Genomic DNA, 24,473 nt, shown 5'->3' with positions numbered 1-24,473 from the left:
ATCACTGCTCCCCGCGTTGGGTTTTGTCGACCGAGACGTCTACCGGCTTCACCGCGGCGCCGATCGTCACCTTGCTGGTGCCTTCGACGATCAGGCGATCGCCGTCGTTCAGCCCGCTGTCGATCAGCCAGTTGCTGCCCACCACCCGTTCGGCGCTGACGGTGCGTTGCGCCACTTTGTTTTGCGCGTTTACCACCAACGCGGTGGCTTCCCCTTTGGCGTTGCGGGTGATGCCCTGCTGCGGCGCCAGGATGGCTTTGGGATCGACGCCGTTATCCACCGTGGCGTGGACGTACATGCCGGGCAACAGCTCATGTTCGGGGTTGGGGAACACCGCGCGCAGCGTGACCGAACCGGTGGCCTCATCCACCGCCACCTCGGTCAACTCCAGCTTGCCGGCGTGGGCATAAGGCGTGCCGTCCTCCAGCTTGATGGCGACCGGCGTGACCGCACCGCGCTGCAAAGCGGCCTGCTGACGGCGCAGTTTAAGCAACTGGGCGCTGGACTGGGTCAGATCGACATAGATCGGATCCAGCGCGCGGATGGTGGCCAACGCATCAGTCTGGCCGGCGGTGACCAGCGCGCCCGGCGTCACTGACGAAATGCCGATGCGGCCGGCGATCGGCGCCCGCACCTGGGTATAGGCGAGGTTGATGCGCGCCGTTTCCAGCGCCGCCTGATACTGCGCCACCGACGCCACGGCCTGCAGATACGCGGCTTTGGCGTCGTCCGCGTCCTGTTTGGAAACGCCATTTTCTTTCACCAGCGCCGCATAGCGCTGCGATTTGAGCCGGGTGGATTGCACCGTCGCCTGGGCGTTTTTCAGCTGGGCGGCGGCCTGATCGTAGCTGGCCTGATAGCTGACGGGATCAATTTGATACAGCACTTGCCCGGCCTTCACCTCCGCCCCTTCGGTAAACAGCCGCTGCTTGATGATGCCGTCGACCTGCGGCCGCACGTCGGAGGTCATGGTGGCGTTGACCCGGCCGGTCAACTCGCTGCTCAGGGTGACAGACTGGCCGCGTAACGTGACGACGCCGACCTCCCGTTCACCGCCTGCGCCCGTCGGCGCGCCGGCGTTTTGTCCATCGCAGGCGGCCAGCGACAGCGAAAGCCCCAGCGCCAAAAGCGTTTTCCTCTGCATTGCAATACGATCCTATTGAGAATGACTATTCTCAATATATCGAATGCCGGAATGCGCTTCTGAAAGGGTTGCGTAAGGATTGCGTAAAATCTTGTCGAAGCGGAAAACGGTGGCGCAATCTCGTTCAGCGTGGTTTCAGCACATTGACGCAGCGGTTTTTAGCCAATGCAATAAAGCGTTCCACTTCAGCCGGGGGCGGCACCGCGTGGGATTTTTAGGGTTTAACCAGCCTAAACACTCGATGATGACAAACAACCGCACGCGCATTTTTTGAACATTCACTGGCCTGGCTTGCCAGGCGCCGGCAACTGGCTGGTCACACAGTGAATGCCGCCCCCGCCGGCGGCGATCGCGTCGATCTCCAGCTGCACCACTTTGCGCTGCGGATAGAGCGCCGACAGCAGCGCAAACGCCGCCTTGTCCGCCTGCAGGTCGCCAAACTCCGGGGCGATCACCGCGCCGTTGATAACGAAATAGTTGATGTAACCCGCCGCAAAATCGGGATTGTTGCGGCTGAAACGACTGTCGCGTGGCGCCAGCGGCGGCGAAAGCGTATGCACCTGCAGCGTGCGGCCATCGGCGTCGGTCGCCTGCTTGAGGATCGCCAGATGCGCCTGGGTGACCGCATGATCATAAGAATCCGGATCGGTATCCAGGTTGGCCACCACCACGCCCGGCCGCACGAAACGGGCGTAAAAATCGACGTGGGCGTCGGTAATGTCCCGGCCTTTAATGCCCGGCAGCCAGATAATTTTACGCAGGCCGAGCATCGCCTTCAGCTCCTGCTCCACCCGATCGCGGTTCCAGCCTGGATTACGGTTTGCATTCACCCAACTGCTCTCGGTCATGATGCCGGTGCCGCGCCCATCCACCTCAATGCCGCCGCCTTCGCCTACCAGTGCGCTACGGCGCGGTTGAGCGACGCCGTATCGCCTGGCGGCAAACCCTGCCAGACGCGCATCCCTGGCATGCTGCTGCTTATCGCCCCAGCCGTTGAAGTTGAAATCCACCGCGCCCAGTTCGCCGGCATCATTGACGACGAAATTGGCGCCGATGTCGCGCATCCAGATATCATCCAGCTCGGTGACGACATAGCTGACGTTGTGACTGCCGCAGGTGGCCTCGGCCAATTGCCGTTCACGCTCGCGGCAAAAAACCGTCAACGGCTGAAATTTGGCGATGGCGCGGGCGATACGCCCCTGCGCTGCCCGCACGTCCGCCGTGAAGTCGCCCCAAATCGCGCGCTGCGCGCCGAACGCGATAAACGCCCGCTGCTGCGGTTCCCCTTCATCCGGCAAGCGCCAGGCCGGATTAAGCGCAGCTTTTGCGTGACCGCGTAACGAAATACCCAATGATGCCGTCAAGCCAACGCCGGCCACCGCCGAAAGCTGCTTGATAAAGGTGCGACGCGTTGACATAAACGACCTCTTTTAATTAATTTAAATTCAAATGGTTAACCGGATTTTTCACTCTCCGGCAATTGAATCTCATGCTAGTCTTCTCCTGCCACCGCGACAAACGATATATTTAGTGGATATCTGATTAGACAGGCTTATTGATAATGTTAAAACACTGGCCCCCGTTAAGCGCATTGCGCGGTTTTGAAGCGGCGGCGCGCCTGGGCAGTTTTCATCAGGCCGCCGAAGAATTGCACCTGACCCAGTCGGCCATTAGCCAGCAGATCCGCAGCCTCGAGGCGTTTTTGGAACAGCCGCTGTTTTTCCGCACCGGCCGCAGCGTGACGCTGACCGATGCCGGCCACGATCTGTTCAGCACCGCGCAGGTGATGCTGCAACAATTGGCCGTCGGCATTCGTCGTTTGGATCAGTACCGCAAACCAAACCAGCTGATCGTCAACACCACCCCGGCCTTTGCCCGCCACTGGCTGACGCCGCGGCTGGGCGAGTTCAACCAGCGGCATCCGCAGATAGATCTGTGGCTCTTCACCAGCTTCGAGCCGCCGGATATGGCGACGGACAGCATCGACTTGGCGATCCGCGACGATCTCAGCGCGCAGGCGGACTGCACCTTTAAGGTTCTCTGCACCGACCGGCTTTATCCCGCCTGCCACCCCAGCCTATTGGCGCTGGCGGCGGAGCAGCGCGTGACCTTGCACGGCGAACGCGAAATGGACTGGAGCCACTGGACGGTGGCGGGCGGCGCGCACGTCGGCCAGCGCGACAGCGGGCTGAATTTCTCCGATCCCGGCCTGCTGCTGGACGCCGCCTGCCAGGGGCTGGGCATCGCGTTGGTCAGTCAGCTGCTGGCGCAGCACGCGCGTGACGCCGGGTTGCTGCAACCGTTAACCGAGCAACGCGTGCGGGGCGCCAACTGGGCGTGGCTGCTGCATCGCGACAGCGAACACAATCCGCTCGCCCGGCACTTCTGCCAATGGCTGCAGTCGGCGCTGCCGGCCGACGCATAACGCGCCACATCACGATTTGCTACTCTGGTCAGGCGGCCCCGCCTGACCGCTGCTACCTTCAATAAAGCGCCGCAACAGCCCGAAGAAAACGCGCTAACCTGCTGTTTCAAAAATAATTAGTTGAATTCACCTGATAACTTAACATCGCTAAAAGGATCTTCTATGTCTGCCGGTTTATTGAAAACGATAGCGCTGAGCGTGGCCCTGGCCTGCACCGTTCCCGCCGCCTTTGCCGCCGATCTGACCGCCGGCGCGGTCGCCGCTCCGGATCAGTATGGTGCAAAAGTCGCCGCGCACATTCTGCAGGCCGGCGGCAACGCGGTTGATGCGGCGGTCGCCACCGCCTTTACCCTCGCGGTGACCTACCCTGAAGCCGGCAATATCGGTGGCGGCGGCTTTATGACGCTGTACGTCGACGGCAAGCCCTATTTTCTCGACTACCGCGAAGTGGCACCCAAGGCCGCCAGCAAGACCATGTATCTGAACGATAAAGGCGAAGTGATCGAAAATCTCAGCCTGGTGGGCAGCCGCGCCGCCGGCGTGCCGGGCACCGTGCTGGGGCTGTGGGAAGCCCACAAGCGTTTCGGCAAGCTGCCGTGGGCCGAACTGCTGACGCCGGCGATCGGCTACGCCCGGCAAGGTTTCACCGTGGCGGATCAGCAGTATCAGTACCGCGAAGACGCCAACAAACTGTTCGCCGGTAAAACCAACTTCGGCGACTATTTCGGCGCCATGAAACCCGGCACGGTGTTCAAACAGCCGGAGCTGGCTGCCACTCTCGAGCGCATCGCCAAATCGGGCGCCGACGATTTTTATCACGGCGAAACCGCCCGCCTGCTGGTGGCGCAAATGCAGCGCGATAACGGGCTGATCGGCGCGGCGGATCTGGCCGACTATCGGGTGAAATGGCGCGAACCGATGCGCATCAGCTGGCGCGGCAACACCGTGTATACCGCCCCGCTGCCCAGCTCCGGCGGCATCGCGCTGGCGCAGCTGCTGGGGATAAAAGAAGATCGCGCCGCCGACTTCAAGGGCGTGCCGCTCAACTCGGCGCGCTATATCCACCTGCTGGCGGAAATCGAAAAACGCGTGTTCGCCGATCGCGCCGACTACCTCGGCGACCCGGACTTCACTAACGTGCCGGAAGCGCAGCTGATCGCCCCCGACTATCTGCAAAAACGCGCCGCCGAGATCAATCCGCAGGCGATCTCACCGACCGAACGGGTGCGGCCAGGGCTGGAAACCCACCAAACCACCCATTTCTCGATCGTCGATGCCGCCGGCAACGCGGTCAGCAACACCTATACGCTTAACTGGGACTTCGGCAGCGGCGTGGTGGTCAAGGGCGCCGGCTTCCTGCTTAATGACGAGATGGACGACTTCAGCGCCAAACCCGGCGTCGCTAATGCTTTCGGCGTGGTGGGCAGCGACGCCAACGCCATCGAGCCGGGCAAACGCATGCTCTCTTCGATGAGCCCGACCATCATCACCCGCGACGGCGACGTCACCCTGGTGATCGGCACGCCGGGCGGATCGCGCATTTTCACCTCGATCTTCCAGGTGATCAACAACCTCTACGATTACCATCTGCCGTTGGCGCAGGCGGTGGCCGCCCAGCGGGTGCATCACCAACTGTTGCCGAAGGACACCGTTTATTACGACAGCTTCGCGCCGCTGACCGGCAAACCGGCGGACGAGCTGAAAGCCATGGGCTACACCCTGGAAGATCAGGGCTGGAACATGGGGGATATTCAGGCTATCCGCATCGATGGCCACACGCCGGAAACCGCCTCCGATCCGCGCGGCCGCGGCGTGGGGCTGGTGGTGAAGAAGTAAAAAGACGCTGATGCGCATCAGCCCGACGGCGCTGCGTGCGCCTGGCGGAAGACGTTTGCGCCTTTCTCCGCATCGCTTCAGCACGGAGAAAGGCTTCTTATCCCCTTTTAGACCTGTGCGATCAATACATTAACGTTGGCGGGGAAAACCAAGCCTTCTAATGCGTTACCGCTGTCGGAGGTCACCAGATAATCGACCTCGGGCCATTTGGCCACCAGCGTCATCGCATGGCCGCGCAGCTTATTTTCGTCAGCCAACACGATGCACTTGCGGCTCTGGGCAATCATTTTGCGCGCGATGGCCGCCTCATTGACGTTCTGATCCATCACGCCGGTCTGCAGATTGACCGCGCCGGCGCCGATGATGGCGTAGTCGGCGAAAAACGCCTCGATATTATTCAATGCGATCGCGCCCAGGCACGCCATTTTGGAGTCGATGAACTGCCCGCCGATCAGCACCACGTCAATGGAGTCATTTTCCAGACAGACGTTGGCGATAAGCGGCGAGTTGGTGATGACCGTCAGTTGATCGATCGTCGCCAACTGCCGGGCAAACTCCAGCGTGGTGGAGCCGAAATCCACGAACACCGTATCGCCCGGTTGGAGCAGCGTCGCCGCTTTCTCCGCGATGGCGCGCTTCTCGGCCTCGGCGATTTTGGCCCGCTCGTTGAATTCATGCTCGAATTTAAACTGGCTGCTCACCGCGCCGCCGTGGATCTTCTTGATCAGCCGATAGTCTTCCAGCTTGTTCAGGTCGCGCCGAATGGTTTCCTGCGAAACCTGGAATTTATCCGCCAGCTCATTCACGTAAACCCGGCCGTTGGCCTGGATCAGCGCCAGTATTTCATTGCGCCTTTCCACGGAATTAGAGATATCCATTCACATTACACTCGCTGCCTTTAGTTAGAGTGACTGCCTCCGCCGAGACTTGCGGCGTTAACTGACGGAATACTACGGGTTTCAGGGCGTTAGACGCAAGCCGTTGCCGTCGTTCACCCGGCGGATTCTATGCTGATGTGCAGCGCATCACGCTCAGCCTCGGCTGGCAAGACGATATTGCGCAGCAGGATCCGCCGTTCAGGCAGGCAACGATGCGTTTTGCGGTACAGCACTTTCTCCCCCAGCCGCACCACCACCGAACCGGACACCGCCTGTTCCACGCGCATATTGATCGTGATCGTGGCGGGCTTGCCGATCAGCGCCACACAGGCGGGCGCAGTCAGGCGTATCCGTTCGTCGTGCCGCACCGGCAGGATTTGCCGCGCCGGCGGCAGCGTGCGCTGCAGCGAATGGGCAACGGCCTCGCCGACGCGCAGCCCTTCCTGATAACACTGGTCGCCCATGTCCGCCGGGTGCAACATGTTGCCGACGGCGAAATAGGCGGCGTCGGAACAGCGGCCGAACTGATCGGTCAACGGACAGCCGCTGTCCGGCCGCTGCGCCAGGTGGCTCTGGCGGATCAGCGTATACTCCCCGGTGAAGCGGCCGGTGAAGATCAGGCTGTCGCAGGCGATGCGCCGTTTCTCCCCCTGGCGATTTTCCACTTCTATGGATTCAACCCGATCGCGGCCGGCAATATCGGTCACGCGCGAATAGTAGTGGATCGGCACCCCCATCAGACGCGCATAGAGCGCGCTCAGACGCCAGGCGACGGGTCTGCCGCCGCTTTCAATCATGGCGACGGCGCGCACGCCGGCGTTACGCAGCGTCCACAGCGCGGAGAAACTGACCAGCTCGGTGCCGATCACCACCGGCGCCTTGCCCGGCTGCAGCCCGCGCAGATAGACGAACTGCTGCAGCGCGCCGGCGGTGAGTACGCCCTGCGGCCGCAGCCCGCTCACCAGACGCGGATGGCGCGGTGTCTCGCGCACGCCGGTCGCCAGGATCACCCGCTGCGCTTTCAACGTGCTGACGCCGCGGCAGTCCGTGATGGTCAGCTCGCCGTCCGGCTTGATGGCGAGCACCGTCACGCCGGTACGGATCTCCACCTGCCCGGCGCGCGCTAGTATTTTATCGACATAGGTGGATCCCAGCATCGGCCGATAGAACGTTTGCAGCCCAAAGGTGGGGTGCCGACAGTGTCTCGGCACGCCGCCTGCTTGCTGCTCCCGCTCCAGGAGCACCACATCCTCGATCCCCGCCTGTCGCAGCGCGGTCGCCGCTGCGATCCCGGCCGGCCCGGCGCCAACAATCGCCACCTGATACTCAGTTTTCATCAATGCTCCCTACGGCCAGCGTCTGGCCAAAACGATCGCCTACCATTTCCGCCACCCGGCTGCTGCAATAAAACCCGTTGCAGCGCCCCATCATCACGCGCGTGCGGCGCCGCAGCCCGCCGATGCACTCCGGGGGCACGGCGGAATCGAACGCCGCCTCGATCTCCCGCTGGGTCACCAGCTCGCAGTGGCAAACGATGCCGCCGTTGTCCGGGCGCGCGTAATCGCGCAGCGCGTAGTCGGCAAGCATCGGCATTTGCGGCCAATGCAGGGTCTCCGGCGTTTTTGGCGTGAAGCACGGCGTGAAGTGGTCGCGATAGAGCTGTTCCACATATTGCGCGATGCCCAGCGCCGCCGTCAGGCCGGTGGAGCGAATGCCCGCCACGCAGATCCACTGCCGATCGGGATAGTGCTGAATGCGATAGTGTTTCTGCTCGGTCGCCGGACGCAAGCCGGCATAGCTGGCGGTCACGCTGTAATTCGCTAGCGAGGGCAGCAGCCGGGTGCCCTGTTCGATCAGTTCGCGCATTTTGGTTTCGTCCACCGTCGCCGTCTCGCGATCCTGCTGTTCTTCGGCGGTCGGCCCGAGCAGCAAATTGCCGAAGATGGTTTTCGACAGCAGCACCCCTTTAGTGTTCGCCGTCGGCACCGGCAAGATAATGGCGTTGACCTGCCCGGCGGCGGCCTTGTCGAACACCAGAAACTGCCCTTTGCGCGGGCGAATTTCAAACTCGGGCTGGTGGCAGAAACTTTCTACCCGGTCGCCCTGATTGCCGGCGCAGTTGATGACGATTTTGCCGTGAAACTCGCCCCGGTTGCTGGTTAGCCGCCAGCCTGTCGGCACGCGTTCAGCGCCGGTCACCTCGGTACTGAAACGATAGTCGCCGCCGTGTTTGACGCCCTGCGTCAGGTACGCCAGCGGCGTGCTCCAGGGATCGATCACGCTTTCCCCCGGCACCTCGACCGCCGCCAATGCGCCGGGCGCCAGCTGCGGCTCACGGCGATACAGCTCGCCGGCGTCGATCTGTGCCACGTCCAGCACGCCGTTGTCGTGCGCCTGCTGCACGATCGCGGGCAGCGCCGCCAACTGCTGCTCGTCCCAGGCCACGACTAGCGCGCCGGTGGGCAACAGCGGCAAATTCATCCGTTCGCGGATGGCGATAAATTCCCGGTAGCCGGCCTGCATGCAATGCAGTTCCAGACTGCCGCTCGGCGCATCGAAGCCGGTATGCAACAACGCGCTGTTGGCTTTGCTGGCGCCGGACAGGATATCGCCCCCCTTTTCCAACAGCAGCGTTCGGGCGCCCATCAGGCAGAATTGGCGGAATACCGCGCACCCGACCACACCGCCGCCAATCACGACAATGTCCCAATCCGTTTGTTCTTCCATCATGCTGATGTCCCGTTTTGATGTGATAACCACAATAAAACCACACAATAACCGCATTTGAAATGGCAAAAACAACACAACTCCCAAAAAAAGGTCGCAGGACGCGGTGATAAGCAAAAAGTATGAGGTCGATCACGCGGGGTTATTTTATCTTGTGATTTATGTTGCTTTAATGTGTGAAATTGAAGATAGATTATTAAAACAGTCACACAACCAACACCAGGCGCAATAAAAAAACAAAACCTATAAGAGAGCAAAGCAATGATGAATCAACGTTATGCCGCGATTGATCAGGGGACCACCGGCACCCGGGTCGTGGTGTTCGGCGAAGACGGCAGGCACCATTCACCGGCCAGCATGCCGCACAAGCAGATCACCCCCAATCCGGGCTGGGTGGAACACGACGCCCTGGAGATTTTGGCGAATATCCGCCACTGTCTCAGCCAGTGCGACATGGTGGACGCCATCGGTTTAGGGCATCAGGGCGAAAGCCTGCTGGCCTGGGACGCCGACAGCGGCCTGCCGCTGTACAACGCTATCGTTTGGCAAGATCAGCGCACCGAGCCGGAGATCCAGCGGCTGAAACGCGAAGGCGTTGAGCCGCTGGTGACGGCGAAAACCGGTCTGCCGCTCGATACCTACTTCTCAGCCAGCAAGATGGGCTGGCTGATGAACAATGCCCCTGGCGCCAGGCAATTGGCGCAACGCGGCCGCCTGCGGCTCGGCACCATGGACGCCTTCTTCCTGTTCCACCTGTGCGGCCGGCATCTCACCGACTATAACTCGGCCTCGCGCACCTCGTTGTTCAACATTCATACCCTGCAGTGGGATGAGGAGCTGTGCCGTTTGTTCGGCGTGCCGATCGACAGCCTGCCCGAAGTCAGAGATAACATCGGCCACTTCGGCGACGTCGCGCTCAACGGTAAACCGGTGCCGCTGACGGCCTGCATCGTCGACCAGTTTGCCGGTACATACGGTCACGGTTGCCATCAGCCGGGGCAGATGAAGATCACCTTCGGTACCGGCGCCTTTTTACAGGCGATCACCGGGCCGCGCCCGATCGATGCCGGCGAGTCCGGCCTGTTGCCCACGCTGTGCTGGAAGCTGCCCGGCAGTGAGCCGGTGTATGGCCTGGACGGCGGCGTTTATAACGCCGCCTCCGCCATTAACTGGGCGAGAAAGATCGGCCTGTTCAATGATTTCGATGAATTCGGCGACTTCCCCTCTCAGCCGGCCATCGCGCGCGGCCTGGCCTTTGTGCCCGCGCTCTCCGGACTGGCTTGCCCGTACTGGGACCGCTCCGCCGCCGGGATGTGGGCCGGGCTGTCGCTGGAGACCGAGCGCAAGGATCTGCTGCAGTCGATCCTCGAAGGCATCGCCATGCGTTCCGCCGAGGTGATCAACGCCATGGATAAACTGAAACCGATCGGCGACAGCATTTCGGTGGACGGCGGCCTGTCCGCCAACCGCTATTTCACGCAGTTTCTCGCCAACCTGATCCAAAAACGCATCGTCTCTCCCGCCAATAAGGAGATCACCGCCCAAGGCGTGGCGCTGTTGGCGCGTAAAGGACTGGGGGTGGAACATCCGCTCAAGGTGCTCAACCGCTATGAAGTGACGGAACCCGCCGAGGTCGATATGGCGGTCTGGTTTGCCCGCTATCAGGAAATCATCGCGCGCTCGCGCGGCTTACGTTCATCGCAGGAGGAACACCATGGCTGAGTTCGGTAATTTCATCATCTATATCATCATGGCCGGCACTCTGATCGGTGCGCTGGCGTCGATCGTCAAACCGGAAGGCGAGCTGGGACGCGAATTCGTCAACGGCATTCACGCCATCGGCCCGGTGTTTCTCGCCCAGGCTGGCATCATGGCCGCAATCCCGATCATCTCTTACCTGATCATGTACAGCATCGGCCCCTTCTTCTCGGCGCTCGGCTCCGACGCCTCGATCGCGGCGCTGGCGGTGATCGCCGTGGACATGGGCGGCTATCAGCTGGCCGACGCCATCGCCGCCAACCGCGACATGTGGATCGTCGCCATGTTGGTGGGCTACACCTCCGGCGCCAGCATCGTGTACCTGATCCCGGTAGGGCTTATCATGCTGAACCGCGACGACCATAAATATCTGGCGCTGGGCGCCATGGCGGGCCTGATCAGCATTCCGTTCGCCGTGCTGATCGCCCTGGTGACCATCACCTTCAATAACCTGCCGGTCAGGGAGATCATTTCCACCACCTCGCCTGCCGCGCACTATCTGCGGCTGGACTTGCTGCAGGCGCTGCGGCTGCTGTCGCCGCTGTTCGCCCTGTGCTTCCTGCTGGCGTTGGGGCTGAAGCTGCGGCCGGCGGCGATGGTGAAAGGATTCCTGATCTTCGGCAAGGCGGCGGATGCCTTTATCAAGCTGGTGTTGGCGCTGTGCATCATCGAGCATTTTACCGGCGTGTTTAAAAAGGTGTTCGGCGGCTGGGTATTCGATCCGTTATTTGCCGACAAAGACGAATTATTCCGCGCTATCGAGATCGCCGGTTATATCGGCATTATGTTGGCGGGCACATTCCCCATTTGTTATTTATTCCAGCGCTATTGCCGCAAGCCGATGCATTTTATCGGTAAAAAGCTCGGTTTATCGGATACCGGCGCGCTGGGCTTTATTATGGTATTGGCCAATATCATCGCCGTTTATCACCTGTTCAAAGGCATGCGCGCCCGCGATAAGGTGCTGTGCGTGGCCTTCGGCATCTGCGCACAGGCCACGTTGGGCGATCACCTAGCGTTTACCGCCAACTTCCAACCTTCGCTGGTGTTGCCGATCATGATGGGCAAATTCCTCGGCGGCATGATCGCCGTGCTGATCGCCATAAAAATTTCGGTGCCGGAGGCTGAATTGCTGGAAAAAGAACAGACGCAAAGGCAATCGACGGCCATCGCCGCCGCCGCTCGCTAAATTTATCCCTAAGCCATAAAAATAAACGGGGCGCCGCCTCACGGGGAAGCTGCGCCCTTTTTTCGTCCCTGACAACAATTATTGAGAGAACAAACGCTAATGAGAAAAATATTTTTAGCCTGCCCCTACAGCCACGCCGACGCCAACGTCGTGCAGCAACGCTTTATCGCCTGCAACGACGTCGCCGCCGCTATCGTGCGCGCCGGCAGCGCCGTTTTTAGCCAGGTCAGCATGTCACATCCGATCAACCAGTGTTTGCAAGAGCTCGACAAAACCGCCATCGGCAAGCTGTGGGCACCGATCGACGCGCTGTTCATGGCGGCGATGGATGAATTGATCGTGCTCGATTTGCCGGGTTGGCAAGAGAGCGGCGGCATCAAACGCGAGATGGATTCTTTCGCGGCGCGCGGTTGCCGTGTCAGCCTGTGGTCCGAGGTCGCAGGCGAGTTCAACTGAGGCGTGCGCCCCGCCGCTTGGCGCGACGGGGCAGCGGCTTATTTGCCGTTGGCCAATTCACCGTACACCACCTGGCCGCGGAAACCGCGCCGTACCTGCTGGAACAGCTCGCGGAACGCCGGGTAATCCTGCGCCTGGCACAGCGCTTCCTTGCCGCGAATGGCGTTCACCTGCAGGCGGTGATTGACGGTCACCTGCTGCCCGTCGCGCCGCCACTCAACGCGATAGTCGCCCGCCGCATTGCGGAATTGCCTGTCTTGCGGAATGGCGATGATCGGCACGTTGGCCGGCAGCTGCAGACGGTAGGTTTCGTCGTAGCGCTGCGCGGTGCAGTAAAACGGTGTTTCGTTGCCCGGCGCCGCCGTGGTGGTATACAGCGTGCGGAACGATTTGCCGCCGGGCGGGTTGGGCAACGTCATGCCGCCCACCACGCCGAAATCGACGTAGTCGTCCGCCTTGAAGCGGAAGCGATAGCCGAACTGCTTTTTGAGATCCAGCGGATCGCTGTTCATCGCCACCTCGCCGTTGCCGTCGATGCCGGAAGCGGACATGATCGTCGCTTCGGCCTGCGCCCGATTCTGACGGTTGATCTGCGAGAAGTAGCCCCGCAGGTCAATTTCTTCCACTTCGCTCAGCCGGCGCTCGGTCTGTCCGCGCAGATTGCCCGCCTTGTCGAACACGAAATCGACGTTCAGCGCGCTCTTGACCGGCTGCTCATCGCTGCCCGGCGTGCGCGCCAGCCTGGCGTCGCGCGTCAGCAGCACCGGCGCGCCCAAATCGCCCTCCGGCAGTTGCCCGAAACGCGCCCAGGGATTGGTGGAATCGAGGTACAGTTTGAATTCCGGCACGTAGGTGATGGCGTGATTGAAGCGGCCAAGCAGCGGCACTTTAGGCAGTATCGGGCCTTCATCCATGCCGATCAGCACCGGCGAGCTTTCAATGCCTTTGGCGGCGAGCAGCGCCTCCAGGATCACCACGTGATCCTTACAGTCGCCGTAATGGTTATCGAGAATGCTCTGCGCCAAATTCGGCTCCAGCCCGCCGTTGCCCAGGTACACCGCCACGTAGCGAATGTTTTGCGCCACCCAGCGATAGAGGGCCTCCGCCTGCTCGCGCCGATCGCTGATACCGGCGGTGATATTGTCCGCCAGCGCCTGAATGCCCGGCGTCACCTTCGCCGCCGCGCCGGCCTTCAGCTGGTAGGCCTTGGCCAACTGCGGCCACTCGCGGTAGGTGCTGGCCATGATGGTCGGGCTGAAGGTCCAGCTGTCCGCCGCCCAGTTTTGCGCCTTCATCGGCGCGCTGCGCGAATAATGCCAGCGCCAGTGCGCCTGGCCGTTGCGGATCTGCGGTTGGTCCCCGCCCTCGACGCCGCGCGTGAAGATATGCATCGGCAGCTTGGCCGGCGCCTGCAGGGTCACTTCGGCGTCGTCGAACTGATCGAAAACGCTGAACGTCTCCCACAGGCCGAAATAGTCAGGGAAATACGGGGTGTTTTGCGTGCGGCGCAGCTCATACACCACGCGCGATCCCGGCGCCAGATTGGAGAACACGATGACGCGCACCTTGCGATCGGCATACAGCGGTGCCGTGGCGCTGGAATAGCTCTCCTGGGTATAGATGCGATCGGGCGCCACATCGTGGCGCTGGCCGTCGGCGGTCAGCGTATAGGCGGCGACCACCTCCAGCGTTTCCATTTTCTCGCTGTAGCTCAGGCGGATCTGGCTGAATTTTTCGACCGCCGCCTTGGTTTTCAGCAGCACTTCGTAGCTTTCCGTCTTCACGTTGGTGGCGTTGGCGTTAACGCGGTAATCCGCGCGATAGCGCACGAAGCTGAAATCATTGTTGGCCGTGTCGTTCTGGCCCTGATCCGCCGCGGCGGGCGGTGCAGCGGCCAACACGGTGGCCGGGTGCGTCGCCGTCAAACCGGCGAGTAACAGTATGGAAGGAATAGCGATTTTCATCTTCGGTCCTTGAAGGGCGTTAAGCAGCGACACCGGGCCATACGCCCGTCCCGGCGTCAAAACAGGCGGGCACACTAATATAATTGAGAATCATTTTCAATAAACGAACCATCAACGCGTGCTAGCCCTGCTCGATCAGCATGACGGCGGTGGTCTCCGGCTCCAGCGCCTCGAAAACGTGCTCGCGATCGGCGGAGTAACTGATGTAATCCCCGGCGCTCAGCACCTGCGGCTGATCCGCCGGCCCAAGGCGCGCCCGTCCACTGCTGATGATCACATGCTCGACGGTGCCCGGCGGATGCGGCCGGGAAAGTTTGACTTCGCCGGGCTGCACCCGCAGCCGGTAAATGTCGCGCTGCGCGCCCGGTGGACAAGTGGCCAGCAACGTGGCGGCGTAGTTGCCCTGCTCTGACACCGCCGCGGTCCCCTCATGAGCGCGGATCACTTGCACCTGCCTGCTGGGTTGCGAAATCAGTCGGCTGACCGGCACATCCAGCGCCATCGCCAACGCCCACAGCGTTTCCAGACTGGGATTACCGCCGCCGGCTTCGAGCTGCGACAACGTGGACTTGGCGATACCCGCGCGCTTCGCCAGTTCGGTGACGGACAGGTTCAATCGCTCCCGCTCACGGCGGATTGCCGCCGACAAGAGGCCGATCGGCGTGATGTTCTGCATTAGGCTCTCGCTCATTGTTCGTTATATCATTCATTTGTTCGACTTGACGAACACTGTCAACCATGTTCATCATAATGTTCGATTGTTCATTTTAATGATTAAGCGACTTCACCACAAGCACGGTCAGGCCGCGAGGGAAACGACATGAAAACGAAAACGCGCGGCGCAGTGCAAATGATCCTCGCCATGACGATCTCCGGCACCGTCGGTTGGCCGGTGATCGTATTAGGGCAGCCGCCCGCCACGGTGGTGTTTTGGCGCTGCGCGTTCGGCGCGTTGGCGATGCTGGCCACCTGCGCCGCGCTCGGCCAGTTAAAACAGGGTGTGATCAACCGGCGACAGCTGGCCTTCGCCGTCCTGGGGGGCCTCGCGCTGGTGCTCAACTGGACGCTATTGTTTGCCGCCTATGCGCATGCCTCGATCGCTGTCGCCACCGTGACCTACCATGTTCAACCGTTTATGTTGGTGGCGCTGGGAGCGCTGCTGTTCGGCGAAAAACTGACGGCTAATCGGCTGGGCTGGCTTCTGCTGGCGTTCGCCGGGATGGTGTTGATCGTCACCGGCCGGCAGAGCGGTGGCGGCGATGGCGACTATCTGCTGGGCGTGGCGCTGGCGCTCGGCGCAGCCCTGATGTACGCCCTGGCGGCGGCGATCGTCAAACAGCTGGCCGCGTTACCGCCGCAGCTCATCGTGTTGATTCAACTGACCGTTGGCGCGCTGGCGATGGCGCCGTTCGCCGGTCTGGCCCGCCTTCCCGCAGAACCGTTCGACTGGCTGCTGCTGGCCACCCTCGGCCTGGTGCATACCGGGGTGATGTCCACGTTGCTCTATGGCGCTATCCAGAAAATCCCCACCGCTCTGGTCGGCGCGCTGTCGTTTATCTACCCGGCAGTGGCGATCGTGGTGGACTGGGCGGCGTTCGGGCACCGTCTCAGCCTGTTGCAGCTGCTGGGCACGCTGGCCATTCTCGGCGCGGCCGCGGGCATGAACTTCGGCTGGCGATGGGCACCCGCCGCGCACCGGGTCGGTAAAATCGGTTAATCCCGTCCGACGGGCAAGCTATGCACAATAAGGCATTCGCCTTATGTTCGGCGCGGTGCTATTTATTTAAACCGTGTAGGGTAGAAGGAGTGTTCTATGTGGCATCACCGCCTGCAACGGCGCATCCGTTTCAGTTACTGGAACGAACTGTGCGTCATAAAAAAATAAGGGAAGGCGCAAGCCTTCCCTTTTGTCATTCACCGTTCAGCTCAGAAGCGATCGGTTTTCACCACCTCGTCGAACGGCAGCTTGCCGATGCGCGGGTAAGGTTGCCCCGCCGCCTTGCCGATAGCGACCATCAGCGCGATCTGATAATGCGCCGGCTTATTGATAATCTCGCCCACCGCGTCGAAATCAAAACCGTCCATCGGGCAAGAGTCGTAGCCCTGTGCCTTAGCCGCCAGCATCAGCGTCTGGGCGAAGATGCCGCTGCTGCGCATCACTTCGTCGCGCTGCACCTGCGGCTTACCGCGATAATACTGATCGACGGCCGGGAGCATGAACTGCTGCACCGGCTCCGCCGCGTCGGCCCAAACGGTTTTTACCTTCGATTCCCAACTCGACAGATCGCCGCACAGCACGACCAGCATCGACGCGTCGGTCACCTGCGCCTGGCCCCACGCCGCCTCGCGAATTTTCTCGCGCTGCGCGCGATCTTCGATCAGCAACGGGCGCCAGTGCTGCAGGTTAAACGCGCTGGGAGCGCCCTGCAGCGCAATGTTCAACAGCGCTTTTTTCTCTTCGAGCGTCATCACGTGCTGCGTATCGAACTGCTTGGTGGCGCGGCGTTGGCGGATCGCGTCTAACGTATTCATTTTACTGCCTCTGTCCATGTGAAAAGGTCTATTGTCGTCAACGCGACGCGGCTGTCCAGCCCCAGACGGCTATTTCTGCGCGGTTTCTGCGCGCAAACGGCTGACCTGCGCCACCAAGTCCGGCCACGGCGCCTGACTGGCGTAATGCTGCCGCAGGTAGTTGAGCAGGATGGCGATCTGCGCGTCATTCAGGTTATGGCGAAAGCCCGGCATATAGCCCAGCTCGGCGTTCGCCGGCCGCTGTATGCCGTCCAGCACCACACGAATGGCGTTGTCCGGCGCGTCGGCGAACAGGTTGGTGTTCAGCGCCAGAGACGGCCGCACCCCCGCCATCTGCGCGCCTTTTTCCTGCGCATGGCAAGCCATGCAGGCGCCGGAAAACAGCCGCGCCCCTTCCGAACTCAAAGGCTCCACCTGCCGTTCCGCCTGAGCGTTTAACGTTGTCGCCGTAGCGCCCGCCGCCGTTTCAGGATGATAGCTGCGCAGATAGACGGCGATCGCCTGCAGATCGGCCTGCGGCAAGCGCGACAGCCCTTCTTCGATCACCGGCGCCATCGGGCCGGCGGCGACGCCGTGGTTGGCCGAGTAGCCGGTGCGCATGAAATCGACCAGATCCTGCTGCGTCCACGCGAGCGGCGCGGGCGAGCGGCCGGTCAACGCCGGCGCCGTCCATCCCTCCGCCACGCCGCCGGCCAGGTGCTCGCCGCCGGTTTTCTCGCCGAACAGCACGTTGCGCGGCGAGTGGCAGGCGCTGCAGTGCCCCAGCCCTTCGACCAGGTACGCGCCGCGGTTCCAGTCGGCGCTTTGGGTCGCCTGTTCCGGCATCGCGCCCGGCGTCAGGAACAGCAGGTTCCAGGCAAAGATGCCCTGGCGTATGTTGAACGGAAAGTGCAGATCGGTGGCCGGCGGCCGGTACTTGACCGGCGGCTGCGACATCAGATAGGCATACAGCGCCTGCAGATCGTCGTCGGGAGTGCGGGTAAAGGCGGTATAAGGAAATGCCGGATAGAGATAGCGGCCCTGGCGATCGACTCCGTGGCGCATGGCGCGTTCGAACGCCGCGTAGCTCCAGCTGCCGATGCCGGTTTCCACGTCCGGCGTGATGTTGGTGGTGTAAATGGTGCCGAAGGGGATCTCCATCGCCAACCCGCCGGTGTTGCGCTCGCCGCCCGCACGGGTGTGGCACACGGCGCAGTCGCCGAGATCGGCCAACGTTTTGCCGCGCGCGATCTGCGCCTCGCTGAAACTGTGGGTCGCATCGGCGGCGAGCGGCGCAATCTCCGGCTGCCAACTGGCGACCACGCCGGCGACCACAACGGCGATCACCGTGACGCCGCCCCACCCGACGATTTTTTTCATCTTACTCATCTTTGCTGTCCTTGTTCGTTACGGGGGGTTAATGGCCGGCCTGAGCGCGCAGCGCGGCGAGCACCCGCGCCGGTGTGAACGGCACCTCGCGCAGGCGCACGCCGAGGGCGTCAAACAGCGCGTTGCCGATCGCCGCCGCACTCGGCACCGAGGCGGACTCTCCTGCGCCCATCGGCGCTTCGTCCGGGCGGTCGATCAGTTGGATATCGATCTGCGGCAATTCGTCAAAGCGCAGGATCAGATAGCCGCCCCAGTCCAATGACGTCACGCCCGACTCGTTGAAGGTGACAAACTCTTTCAGCACCCGGCTGGCGGATTGGATAATGTTGCCGTGCACCTGATGGCGCACCCCGGCCGGATTGATCATCCGGCCGCAATCATGCGCCACGAAGATTTTATCGAGCGTGATCTGCCCCGAAAGACGATTGACGCTGAGATCGCACACCCAGGCCGCCCAGGCGGCGCCGAAGCCGGGGAATTTGCTGTGGAAATAGCGCGCATAGGCGAAGCCGCGGCCGCTCACCACTTCGGCCCCGGCGGCGCGCGAGCGGTGCGCCGGGCCGTCTTGCCAGTTAGCCTGGCGCTTCAGGGCCTCAATCAAGGCCACCGCGCGCGGATCGTTCAGGTAACGCAGGCGAAACGCGATCGGATCCTCGCCGGCGCGCCAGGCCAGCTCGTCGATCCAGGATTCATGGGCGAACACGTTGGGCAGCGCCGAAACGCCGCGCATCCACGACGCCCGCACGATCGGCGCGGCGTCCTGACAGATCACCCGCATGTGCGGATACGCGTATTGCGGAATGGCGGTGCGATCGCCCATCTGTTGCACGTCGGCCCGGTTGGCCACCTTGCCGGTCAACACCAGCGGCAAGGTCACCGCATTGTTGGAGGGATAGCTGGTTTTCAACTCGTAAGCCGCCACCCGATTTTGCGCGTCGAGGCCGCCGCGCACCCGGATCAGTTGGCCGGTGCCCTTCGGCTCCCAGCCGGATTCCTGTTCACGCATCAGCTGCACCCGCACCGGGCGGCCGGTGGCCCGCGCCAACAGCGCCGCGTCCGCCGAGACGTCGTCGGCGCAGTTGCGGCCATAGCAGCCGGAGGCTTCCATGCGGGTGATGTGCACCTGCTCAGACGGCAACTCGAGCAGCCTGGCGATATCTTTGCGCAGATCGTGCGGGTTTTGCGTACCGGACCACACCTGCGCCCGCCCGTCTTTGACCTCCGCTACCGCGCAGGACGGGCCGATCGAGGCGTGCTGATGGTAAGGCCAGACATAGTCCGCCCGCACTTCGGTATGCAGCAATGCCAACGCCTCGTCCGTGCCCGCATCATCGCGCAGCACACGGTCGGTTTTCGGGTTGGCTTCCAGCGCGGCGGGCAGCGCCTCCGGCGACAGGTCCGGCAGGCCGGCCCAGGGTTTCCATTCGGTTTTCAGCCGGCGCATGGCGGCGATCGCCTGCTCTTCGCGCTCGGCCACAATGCCGATGAAATCGTTGATCACCACCAGTTTCACGATACCCGGCAGATGCGCGATCGAACTTTCATCCACCGACAACAGGCCGCCGCCCAGCGGTGCGCTGCTGTCGGCGCCTGCGTAAGGCGGGCGCACCACCCGGCCATGCAGCATGCCGGGCAAGCGCAGGTCGTGCACGTAGGTTAGCCCCCCGCTGACCTTGGCCGGAATATCGACCCGGGCGACGGCGCGGCCGACATAGCGGCCCTGCTGTTCACCGTTCAGCGGCACGTTTTTATCCAGCGTCACATGCAGATTTTGCCCGCTCGCCAGCTGCGCATAGCTCAAGGAACGCCCCGGGTGCTTGGTCACAAATACCTGTCCCGCCGCCGCCGTCAGCTGGTCGGCCGGCAGTTCGAAGGCTTTGGCCGCCAGCGCCGTCAGCATATGTCGCACCTGCGCCGCCGCCTGCCGCAGCGGCACCGACGTGACCTGGATGGTGGCGCTGGCGATGGTCGGCCCCTGATCCGGCGTGCGTTGCGTATCGCCGAGGATCATCGTGACGTGCTCGAACGGCACGCAAATTTCGTCGGCGACGATCTGTGCCAGCGCGGTGCGAATGCCGGTGCCGAGATCGACATGGCCATTGAAGGCCGTCACCCGGCCGTCGGCGGTGAGGCTGATAAAGCTGTCCACCCGATCCAGCGGCAGATCGGCAGGCGATGCAACCGCCTCGGCGGCGAAGGCGTTAAACGGCGCGGACAGCAGACTGCTGACCATCACCACACCGCCGGCTTGCAACAACTGTCGGCGGGTCAGTTCGAGGCGGCTCATGCTTGCCTCCGCGCAGCCAGCAGATCGCGGGCGCGCTCGGCGGCGCGCAAGATCTCAAGGTGGGTACCGCAGCGGCACAGGTTGTAGGCCAGCTCTTTCTTGATTGTTTGTTCATCTGCATCCGGCTCGCGTTCGAACAACGCGACCAGCGTCATGATCATGCCGTTGGCGCAGTAACCGCACTGCGCCGCCTGCTCATCGATAAACCCCTGCTGAACCGGATGCAGCGCCTCCGGCGTACCCAGGCCTTCCAGCGTGGTGACGGACTTGCTTCCTACGGCGGCCAGCGGCATTGAGCAAGAACGCGCGGCGACGCCGTCGATCAGCACCGTGCAGGCGCCGCACTCCCCCAGGCCGCAGCCATATTTGGGGCCATTCAAGTGCAGATCGTTGCGTAAAACGTACAGCAGCGGCGTGTCGGGCGCGAGATTGCCGAGTGGAACCACCCGGCCATTAACGTTGATTTCCATGGTGAAACTATCCCTTAAACAAACGGATTTAATCCGTAACATCACTGCGGTGAATAATTGCGCAGCGTGCTAATAATTATCATCAAAAGACTTGACGATGTTAAGGGAATGTAGCCGCCATGGCTTTAACGAAAAGTGGGTATTTTCTATAAATTTCCGATAGATAAGCGCGCTTTTATGATTGCCGCCCGTGATTATTGTCGATCGTCAGTCCGGCCTCGGCGCCATCGACCAACAGCCGCACGCCGGCTTCGAACAGCGCATCCGCGCCCTTCTCCTGCAATGTTTCCCAGCCTTGGCACAGCAGCGGATAATGGCGGCGGTCGGCATCATTGAGCGGATCGTCAGGCTGCATTTGCTGTTCCTCCAGCACCCAGCCCACCACGAAACGCCCGACGGCGAACAGCAGGTTTACCGCGCGCTCCGGCGTCAACCCCGCCCGGCACAGCAGCGCCACCTTGGCCTCAATGACGGCGAATTGCGGCTCCTGCGGCCGGGTGCCGGCGTGCAGACGCGCGCCGTCGCGGTAAGCCAGCAGCGCCCGACGGAAGTTGCCGGCATTGGTGACAACCCAATCCTGCCAGGGCATGTCGGCGGGCACCTCTTCACGGTGATCCAGCATGATGGTTTCCGCCATCGCCTTCAGCAGCTCGGCCTTGTTCTTGAAATGCCAATAGAGCGTGGGAGATTGCACGCCCAAATGTTGCGCCAGGCGGCGGGTGCTCAGGGCATCGATGCCGATGTCGTTCAGCAACGCCAGGGCCCCGCGCAGGACGGTTTCTCGCGTTAAACGTGTCGCAGTATTTTTTTCGCTCATCTCTCTATCACTGATAGGGTAACTGTGGAATACTCAATACTCTATCACTGTTAGAGTCACAATTTTGAAAAAACCCATGCTGGTTATTTTGTTGACGGTGTTGCTGGATGCGGTGGGCATCGGTCTGATCATGCCGATTCTGCCGGCGTTGTTGCGTTCGCTGGGCGGTCTTGACGCCGGCAGCCTGCACTACGGCACCCTGCTGGCGGCCTATGCGTTAATGCAATTTCTGTTCTCGCCGATCCTCGGCGCGCTGAGCGATCGTTTCGGCCGGCGGCCGGTGCTGCTCATCTCGCTCGCCGGCGCGGCGGCCGACTATCTGCTGATGGCGTTCGCGCCGACGCTGGCCTGGCTCTATCTGGGCCGGTTGCTGGCGGGCATCACCGGCGCCAACATGGCGGTCGCCACCGCTTACGTCACCGACATTACGCCGGCCGGTCAACGCGCTCGGCGTTTCGGCCTGGTGGGCGCGGTATTCGGCGTCGGTTTTATCGTCGGCCCGCTGCTCGGCGGTTCGCTGGGCGAGTGGCATCTGCATGCGCCCTTCCTGGCGGCGGCGGCGATGAACACCGTCAACCTGGCGATGGCGTTTTTCCTGCTGCCGGAATCGCGTAAACCCCGCGCCCGCGCCGCCGAGAAAATCCGCCTCAATCCCTTTTCGTCATTGCGACGGCTGCACGGCAAGCCTGGCCTGCTGCCGCTGGCCGGCATTTACCTGATCATGGCGCTGGTTTCGCAGGCACCGGCCACATTGTGGATTTTATACGGTCAGGATCGTTTCGGCTGGAGCATGATGGTGGCGGGCCTGTCGCTGGCCGGTTACGGCGCCTGCCACGCGCTGTCGCAGGCCTTCGCCATCGGCCCGCTGGTCGCGCGGCTCGGCGAACGCAAGGCGCTGCTGATCGGCCTGGCCGCCGACACAATGGGCCTGGCGCTGCTGTCGATCGCCACGCGCGGCTGGGCACCTTTCGCCTTGCTGCCGTTCTTCGCGGCGGGCGGTATGGCGCTGCCCGCGCTGCAGGCGTTAATGGCGCAAAAGGTGGACGACGATCATCAGGGCGAGCTGCAAGGGACGCTGGCCAGCATGGGCAGCCTGATCGGCGTCGCGGGGCCGCTGGTGGCGACGGCGCTGTACGCCGCCACGCGCGATGTCTGGCCGGGCCTGGTCTGGGCGTTGGCCGCCGCCCTCTATCTGTTGGTTCCGCTGTTGCTGGCGCGTTCGCGCGAGCGTGACGCGGCATAACGTCGAGCTCACCCTCTCCCGCTTAAGCTGATTTATGGCTAAGCAAGGCATTATTCAGCATAAGCGGGCGCTTTACACGCGACTGCGCCGCTCATTATCATCGCCCTTATCCCGCCGCAGGAAAATTTAAATGCCGTTTCATGGCGTTACGCCCAGCGCGTCATCGCTACCGTTCACTTCGCCTATCGGAAAATCAGGATGAGAAAACTCACAACGCCGCTGATCGCCGCCCTGCTGCTCGGCCTGTTTAGTCTGCCGGCCGGCGCGCAGGAGAAACCGCAACAAATCACCATCGGTTACCAGAAAGCCAACATTTTTGCGCTGCTGAAATACCGCGGCACGCTGGAGAAAACCCTGGAGCCGCAGGGCGTCAAGGTTCGCTGGATAGAATTCCCCGCCGGCCCGCAGATGTTGGAAGGGTTGAACGTCGGCAGCATCGATCTGGCGGCGACCGGCGACGCCCCGCCGGCTTTCGCGCAAGCCGCCAAGGCCGATCTGGTTTATTTGGCGCATTCGCCGCCCAGCCCGAAAACCGAAGCCATCGTGGTGCCGCAGGATTCGGCGATCCGCTCCGTAGCCGATCTGAAAGGCAAACGCGTGGCGCTGAACAAAGGGTCGGACGTCAATTACCTGCTGGTGAGCGCGCTGGAACAGGCCGGCTTGAGCTACAAGGACATCACGCCGGTCTATCTGCCGCCGAGCGATGCCCGCGCCGCCTTCCAGCGCGGCAGCGTCGACGCCTGGGTGATTTGGGATCCCTACTACGCCGAGGTGGAAACCCATGCCAACGCCCGCCGGCTGAAAGACGCGGAAGGCCTGGTGCCACACTACACCTTCTATCTCGCCAGCCGCCGCTTTGCCGAAACCTACCCGGACAGCGCCAAGCAGGTGATTCAACAGCTCGGCGCGCTGAGCGACTGGGCCAACGGCCATCCGCAGGAAGCGGCGGCGATCCTCGCTCAGAGCACCGGCCTGGATCAGGCCATTTGGGCCAGAGCCATCGCCCGCATGCCGTTCGGCAGCCAGCGCATGTCGCCGGAGGTGTTCAGACAGCAACAGCAGTTGGCGGATAAATTTACCGCCATCGGACTGCTGCCGGGTAAGGTAGACGTCAACGCCGCCCGCTGGTCCGAAGATAAGCCCGAGGCGCCGTAGCCTTTGCCGCGCTTTGGCTTTAGAAAGCAGAAACCGGCATTTTGCCACCGGAGTAAGCTGACCTATGCTAACCCTGTGTGATGAAACGCGTTTTCATGGCATGTCTTCCGGAACGTTTTGCTTTATTTGTTCGTCGTGAACCCTGGGCCGCCCCTGACTGGTGCGGCTTTTCTTTTTTGTTCGACAGTGCCAGCGGCGGGGAATTTTGCTATGTTAACCCGCAG

At 62.2% G+C, this 24,473-nt stretch carries 20 protein-coding genes; 8 read left to right on the top strand and 12 right to left on the bottom strand.

Going from position 1 to position 24,473, the window contains the following annotated elements:
• Position 1 precedes the first annotated feature (1 nt).
• Together IMX17_RS05735 and IMX17_RS05730 are read right to left on the bottom strand one after the other, a co-directional pair.
• Positions 2 to 1,144 (bottom strand): efflux RND transporter periplasmic adaptor subunit, encoded by a 1,143-nt coding sequence (locus tag IMX17_RS05735; protein WP_182264442.1) that lies wholly within the window; start codon positions 1,142 to 1,144, stop codon positions 2 to 4.
• 278 nt (positions 1,145 to 1,422) lie between these two features.
• Positions 1,423 to 2,562 carry an agmatine/peptidylarginine deiminase gene (locus IMX17_RS05730; RefSeq protein ID WP_182264441.1) on the bottom strand — a complete coding sequence of 380 codons (1,140 nt, stop codon included), beginning with the start codon at positions 2,560 to 2,562 and terminating at the stop codon, positions 1,423 to 1,425.
• 143 nt (positions 2,563 to 2,705) lie between these two features.
• On the opposite strand from IMX17_RS05730, the gene IMX17_RS05725 reads away from it, so the two are divergent.
• A complete protein-coding gene (locus IMX17_RS05725; protein ID WP_182264440.1) occupies positions 2,706 to 3,569 on the top strand; it encodes a LysR substrate-binding domain-containing protein in 864 nt (287 codons plus the stop codon).
• Between the two features lie 162 nt (positions 3,570 to 3,731).
• The gene (gene ggt / locus IMX17_RS05720; protein WP_193549439.1) at positions 3,732 to 5,405 is read left to right on the top strand and encodes a gamma-glutamyltransferase; all 1,674 of its coding nucleotides are present in this window, start codon (positions 3,732 to 3,734) and stop codon (positions 5,403 to 5,405) included.
• 107 nt (positions 5,406 to 5,512) lie between these two features.
• Here the strand turns inward: ggt and IMX17_RS05715 are convergent, their stop codons facing one another.
• From IMX17_RS05715 to IMX17_RS05705, 3 genes are all read right to left on the bottom strand, one after another.
• On the bottom strand, positions 5,513 to 6,283 hold the full coding sequence (locus IMX17_RS05715) for a DeoR/GlpR family DNA-binding transcription regulator (protein ID WP_046898320.1): 771 nt from the start codon (positions 6,281 to 6,283) through the stop codon (positions 5,513 to 5,515).
• A 113-nt stretch (positions 6,284 to 6,396) separates the two neighbouring features.
• Positions 6,397 to 7,620, bottom strand: a complete 1,224-nt coding sequence (locus IMX17_RS05710) for an FAD-dependent oxidoreductase (RefSeq protein ID WP_193549438.1) — start codon at positions 7,618 to 7,620, stop codon at positions 6,397 to 6,399.
• A complete protein-coding gene (locus tag IMX17_RS05705; protein ID WP_193549437.1) occupies positions 7,610 to 9,013 on the bottom strand; it encodes an NAD(P)/FAD-dependent oxidoreductase in 1,404 nt (467 codons plus the stop codon). Before IMX17_RS05705 ends, IMX17_RS05710 begins: the two co-directional genes overlap by 11 nt.
• Before the next feature lie 258 nt (positions 9,014 to 9,271).
• Between IMX17_RS05705 and IMX17_RS05700 the strand changes: the two genes are divergently transcribed.
• From IMX17_RS05700 to IMX17_RS05690, 3 genes are all read left to right on the top strand, one after another.
• A complete protein-coding gene (locus IMX17_RS05700; RefSeq protein ID WP_193549436.1) occupies positions 9,272 to 10,732 on the top strand; it encodes a glycerol kinase in 1,461 nt (486 codons plus the stop codon).
• Positions 10,725 to 11,957, top strand: coding sequence for an ethanolamine utilization protein EutH (eutH, locus tag IMX17_RS05695; RefSeq protein WP_193549435.1), 1,233 nt, complete (start codon positions 10,725 to 10,727; stop codon positions 11,955 to 11,957). The genes IMX17_RS05700 and eutH overlap by 8 nt, the downstream gene beginning before the upstream one ends.
• 99 nt (positions 11,958 to 12,056) lie before the next feature.
• A complete protein-coding gene (locus IMX17_RS05690; protein WP_182264433.1) occupies positions 12,057 to 12,413 on the top strand; it encodes a DUF1937 family protein in 357 nt (118 codons plus the stop codon).
• A 38-nt stretch (positions 12,414 to 12,451) separates the two neighbouring features.
• Here the strand turns inward: IMX17_RS05690 and IMX17_RS05685 are convergent, their stop codons facing one another.
• Complete coding sequence (locus tag IMX17_RS05685) at positions 12,452 to 14,377, bottom strand: DUF3857 domain-containing protein (RefSeq protein ID WP_193549434.1); 1,926 nt, start codon at positions 14,375 to 14,377, stop codon at positions 12,452 to 12,454.
• Positions 14,378 to 14,498: 121 nt separating this feature from the next.
• Positions 14,499 to 15,068 carry a helix-turn-helix domain-containing protein gene (locus tag IMX17_RS05680; RefSeq protein WP_227414463.1) on the bottom strand — a complete coding sequence of 190 codons (570 nt, stop codon included), beginning with the start codon at positions 15,066 to 15,068 and terminating at the stop codon, positions 14,499 to 14,501.
• Between the two features lie 129 nt (positions 15,069 to 15,197).
• Between IMX17_RS05680 and IMX17_RS05675 the strand changes: the two genes are divergently transcribed.
• Entirely contained in the window at positions 15,198 to 16,094 is an 897-nt protein-coding gene (locus IMX17_RS05675) for a DMT family transporter (protein WP_182264431.1), read from the top strand.
• Between the two features lie 209 nt (positions 16,095 to 16,303).
• Here the strand turns inward: IMX17_RS05675 and IMX17_RS05670 are convergent, their stop codons facing one another.
• From IMX17_RS05670 to tetR, 5 genes are all read right to left on the bottom strand, one after another.
• Positions 16,304 to 16,909, bottom strand: coding sequence for a nitroreductase family protein (locus tag IMX17_RS05670; protein ID WP_193549433.1), 606 nt, complete (start codon positions 16,907 to 16,909; stop codon positions 16,304 to 16,306).
• Between the two features lie 69 nt (positions 16,910 to 16,978).
• The gene (locus IMX17_RS05665) at positions 16,979 to 18,277 is read right to left on the bottom strand and encodes a cytochrome c (protein WP_193549432.1); all 1,299 of its coding nucleotides are present in this window, start codon (positions 18,275 to 18,277) and stop codon (positions 16,979 to 16,981) included.
• 28 nt (positions 18,278 to 18,305) lie between these two features.
• Positions 18,306 to 20,564 (bottom strand): molybdopterin cofactor-binding domain-containing protein, encoded by a 2,259-nt coding sequence (locus IMX17_RS05660; protein WP_193549431.1) that lies wholly within the window; start codon positions 20,562 to 20,564, stop codon positions 18,306 to 18,308.
• Positions 20,561 to 21,034, bottom strand: a complete 474-nt coding sequence (locus IMX17_RS05655) for a (2Fe-2S)-binding protein (RefSeq protein ID WP_033643143.1) — start codon at positions 21,032 to 21,034, stop codon at positions 20,561 to 20,563. Before IMX17_RS05655 ends, IMX17_RS05660 begins: the two co-directional genes overlap by 4 nt.
• Before the next feature lie 175 nt (positions 21,035 to 21,209).
• Positions 21,210 to 21,851: a tetracycline resistance transcriptional repressor TetR gene (tetR, locus tag IMX17_RS05650; protein ID WP_193549430.1), complete on the bottom strand. Its 642-nt coding sequence runs from the start codon at positions 21,849 to 21,851 to the stop codon at positions 21,210 to 21,212.
• Positions 21,852 to 21,915: 64 nt separating this feature from the next.
• Here tetR and tet(41) point away from each other — a divergent pair, with 64 nt between their 5' ends.
• Positions 21,916 to 23,094 carry a tetracycline efflux MFS transporter Tet(41) gene (tet(41), locus tag IMX17_RS05645; protein WP_193549429.1) on the top strand — a complete coding sequence of 393 codons (1,179 nt, stop codon included), beginning with the start codon at positions 21,916 to 21,918 and terminating at the stop codon, positions 23,092 to 23,094.
• Positions 23,095 to 23,292: 198 nt separating this feature from the next.
• Positions 23,293 to 24,249: a sulfonate ABC transporter substrate-binding protein gene (locus IMX17_RS05640; RefSeq protein ID WP_033643146.1), complete on the top strand. Its 957-nt coding sequence runs from the start codon at positions 23,293 to 23,295 to the stop codon at positions 24,247 to 24,249.
• Positions 24,250 to 24,473 lie beyond the last annotated feature (224 nt).

The organism is Serratia sp. X3, assembly GCF_014982455.1.
GTDB classification, from domain to species: domain Bacteria; phylum Pseudomonadota; class Gammaproteobacteria; order Enterobacterales; family Enterobacteriaceae; genus Serratia; species Serratia ureilytica.
Note: the sequence above shows the minus strand (reverse complement) of the source record. Positions and strands in the feature narration are given on the sequence as shown.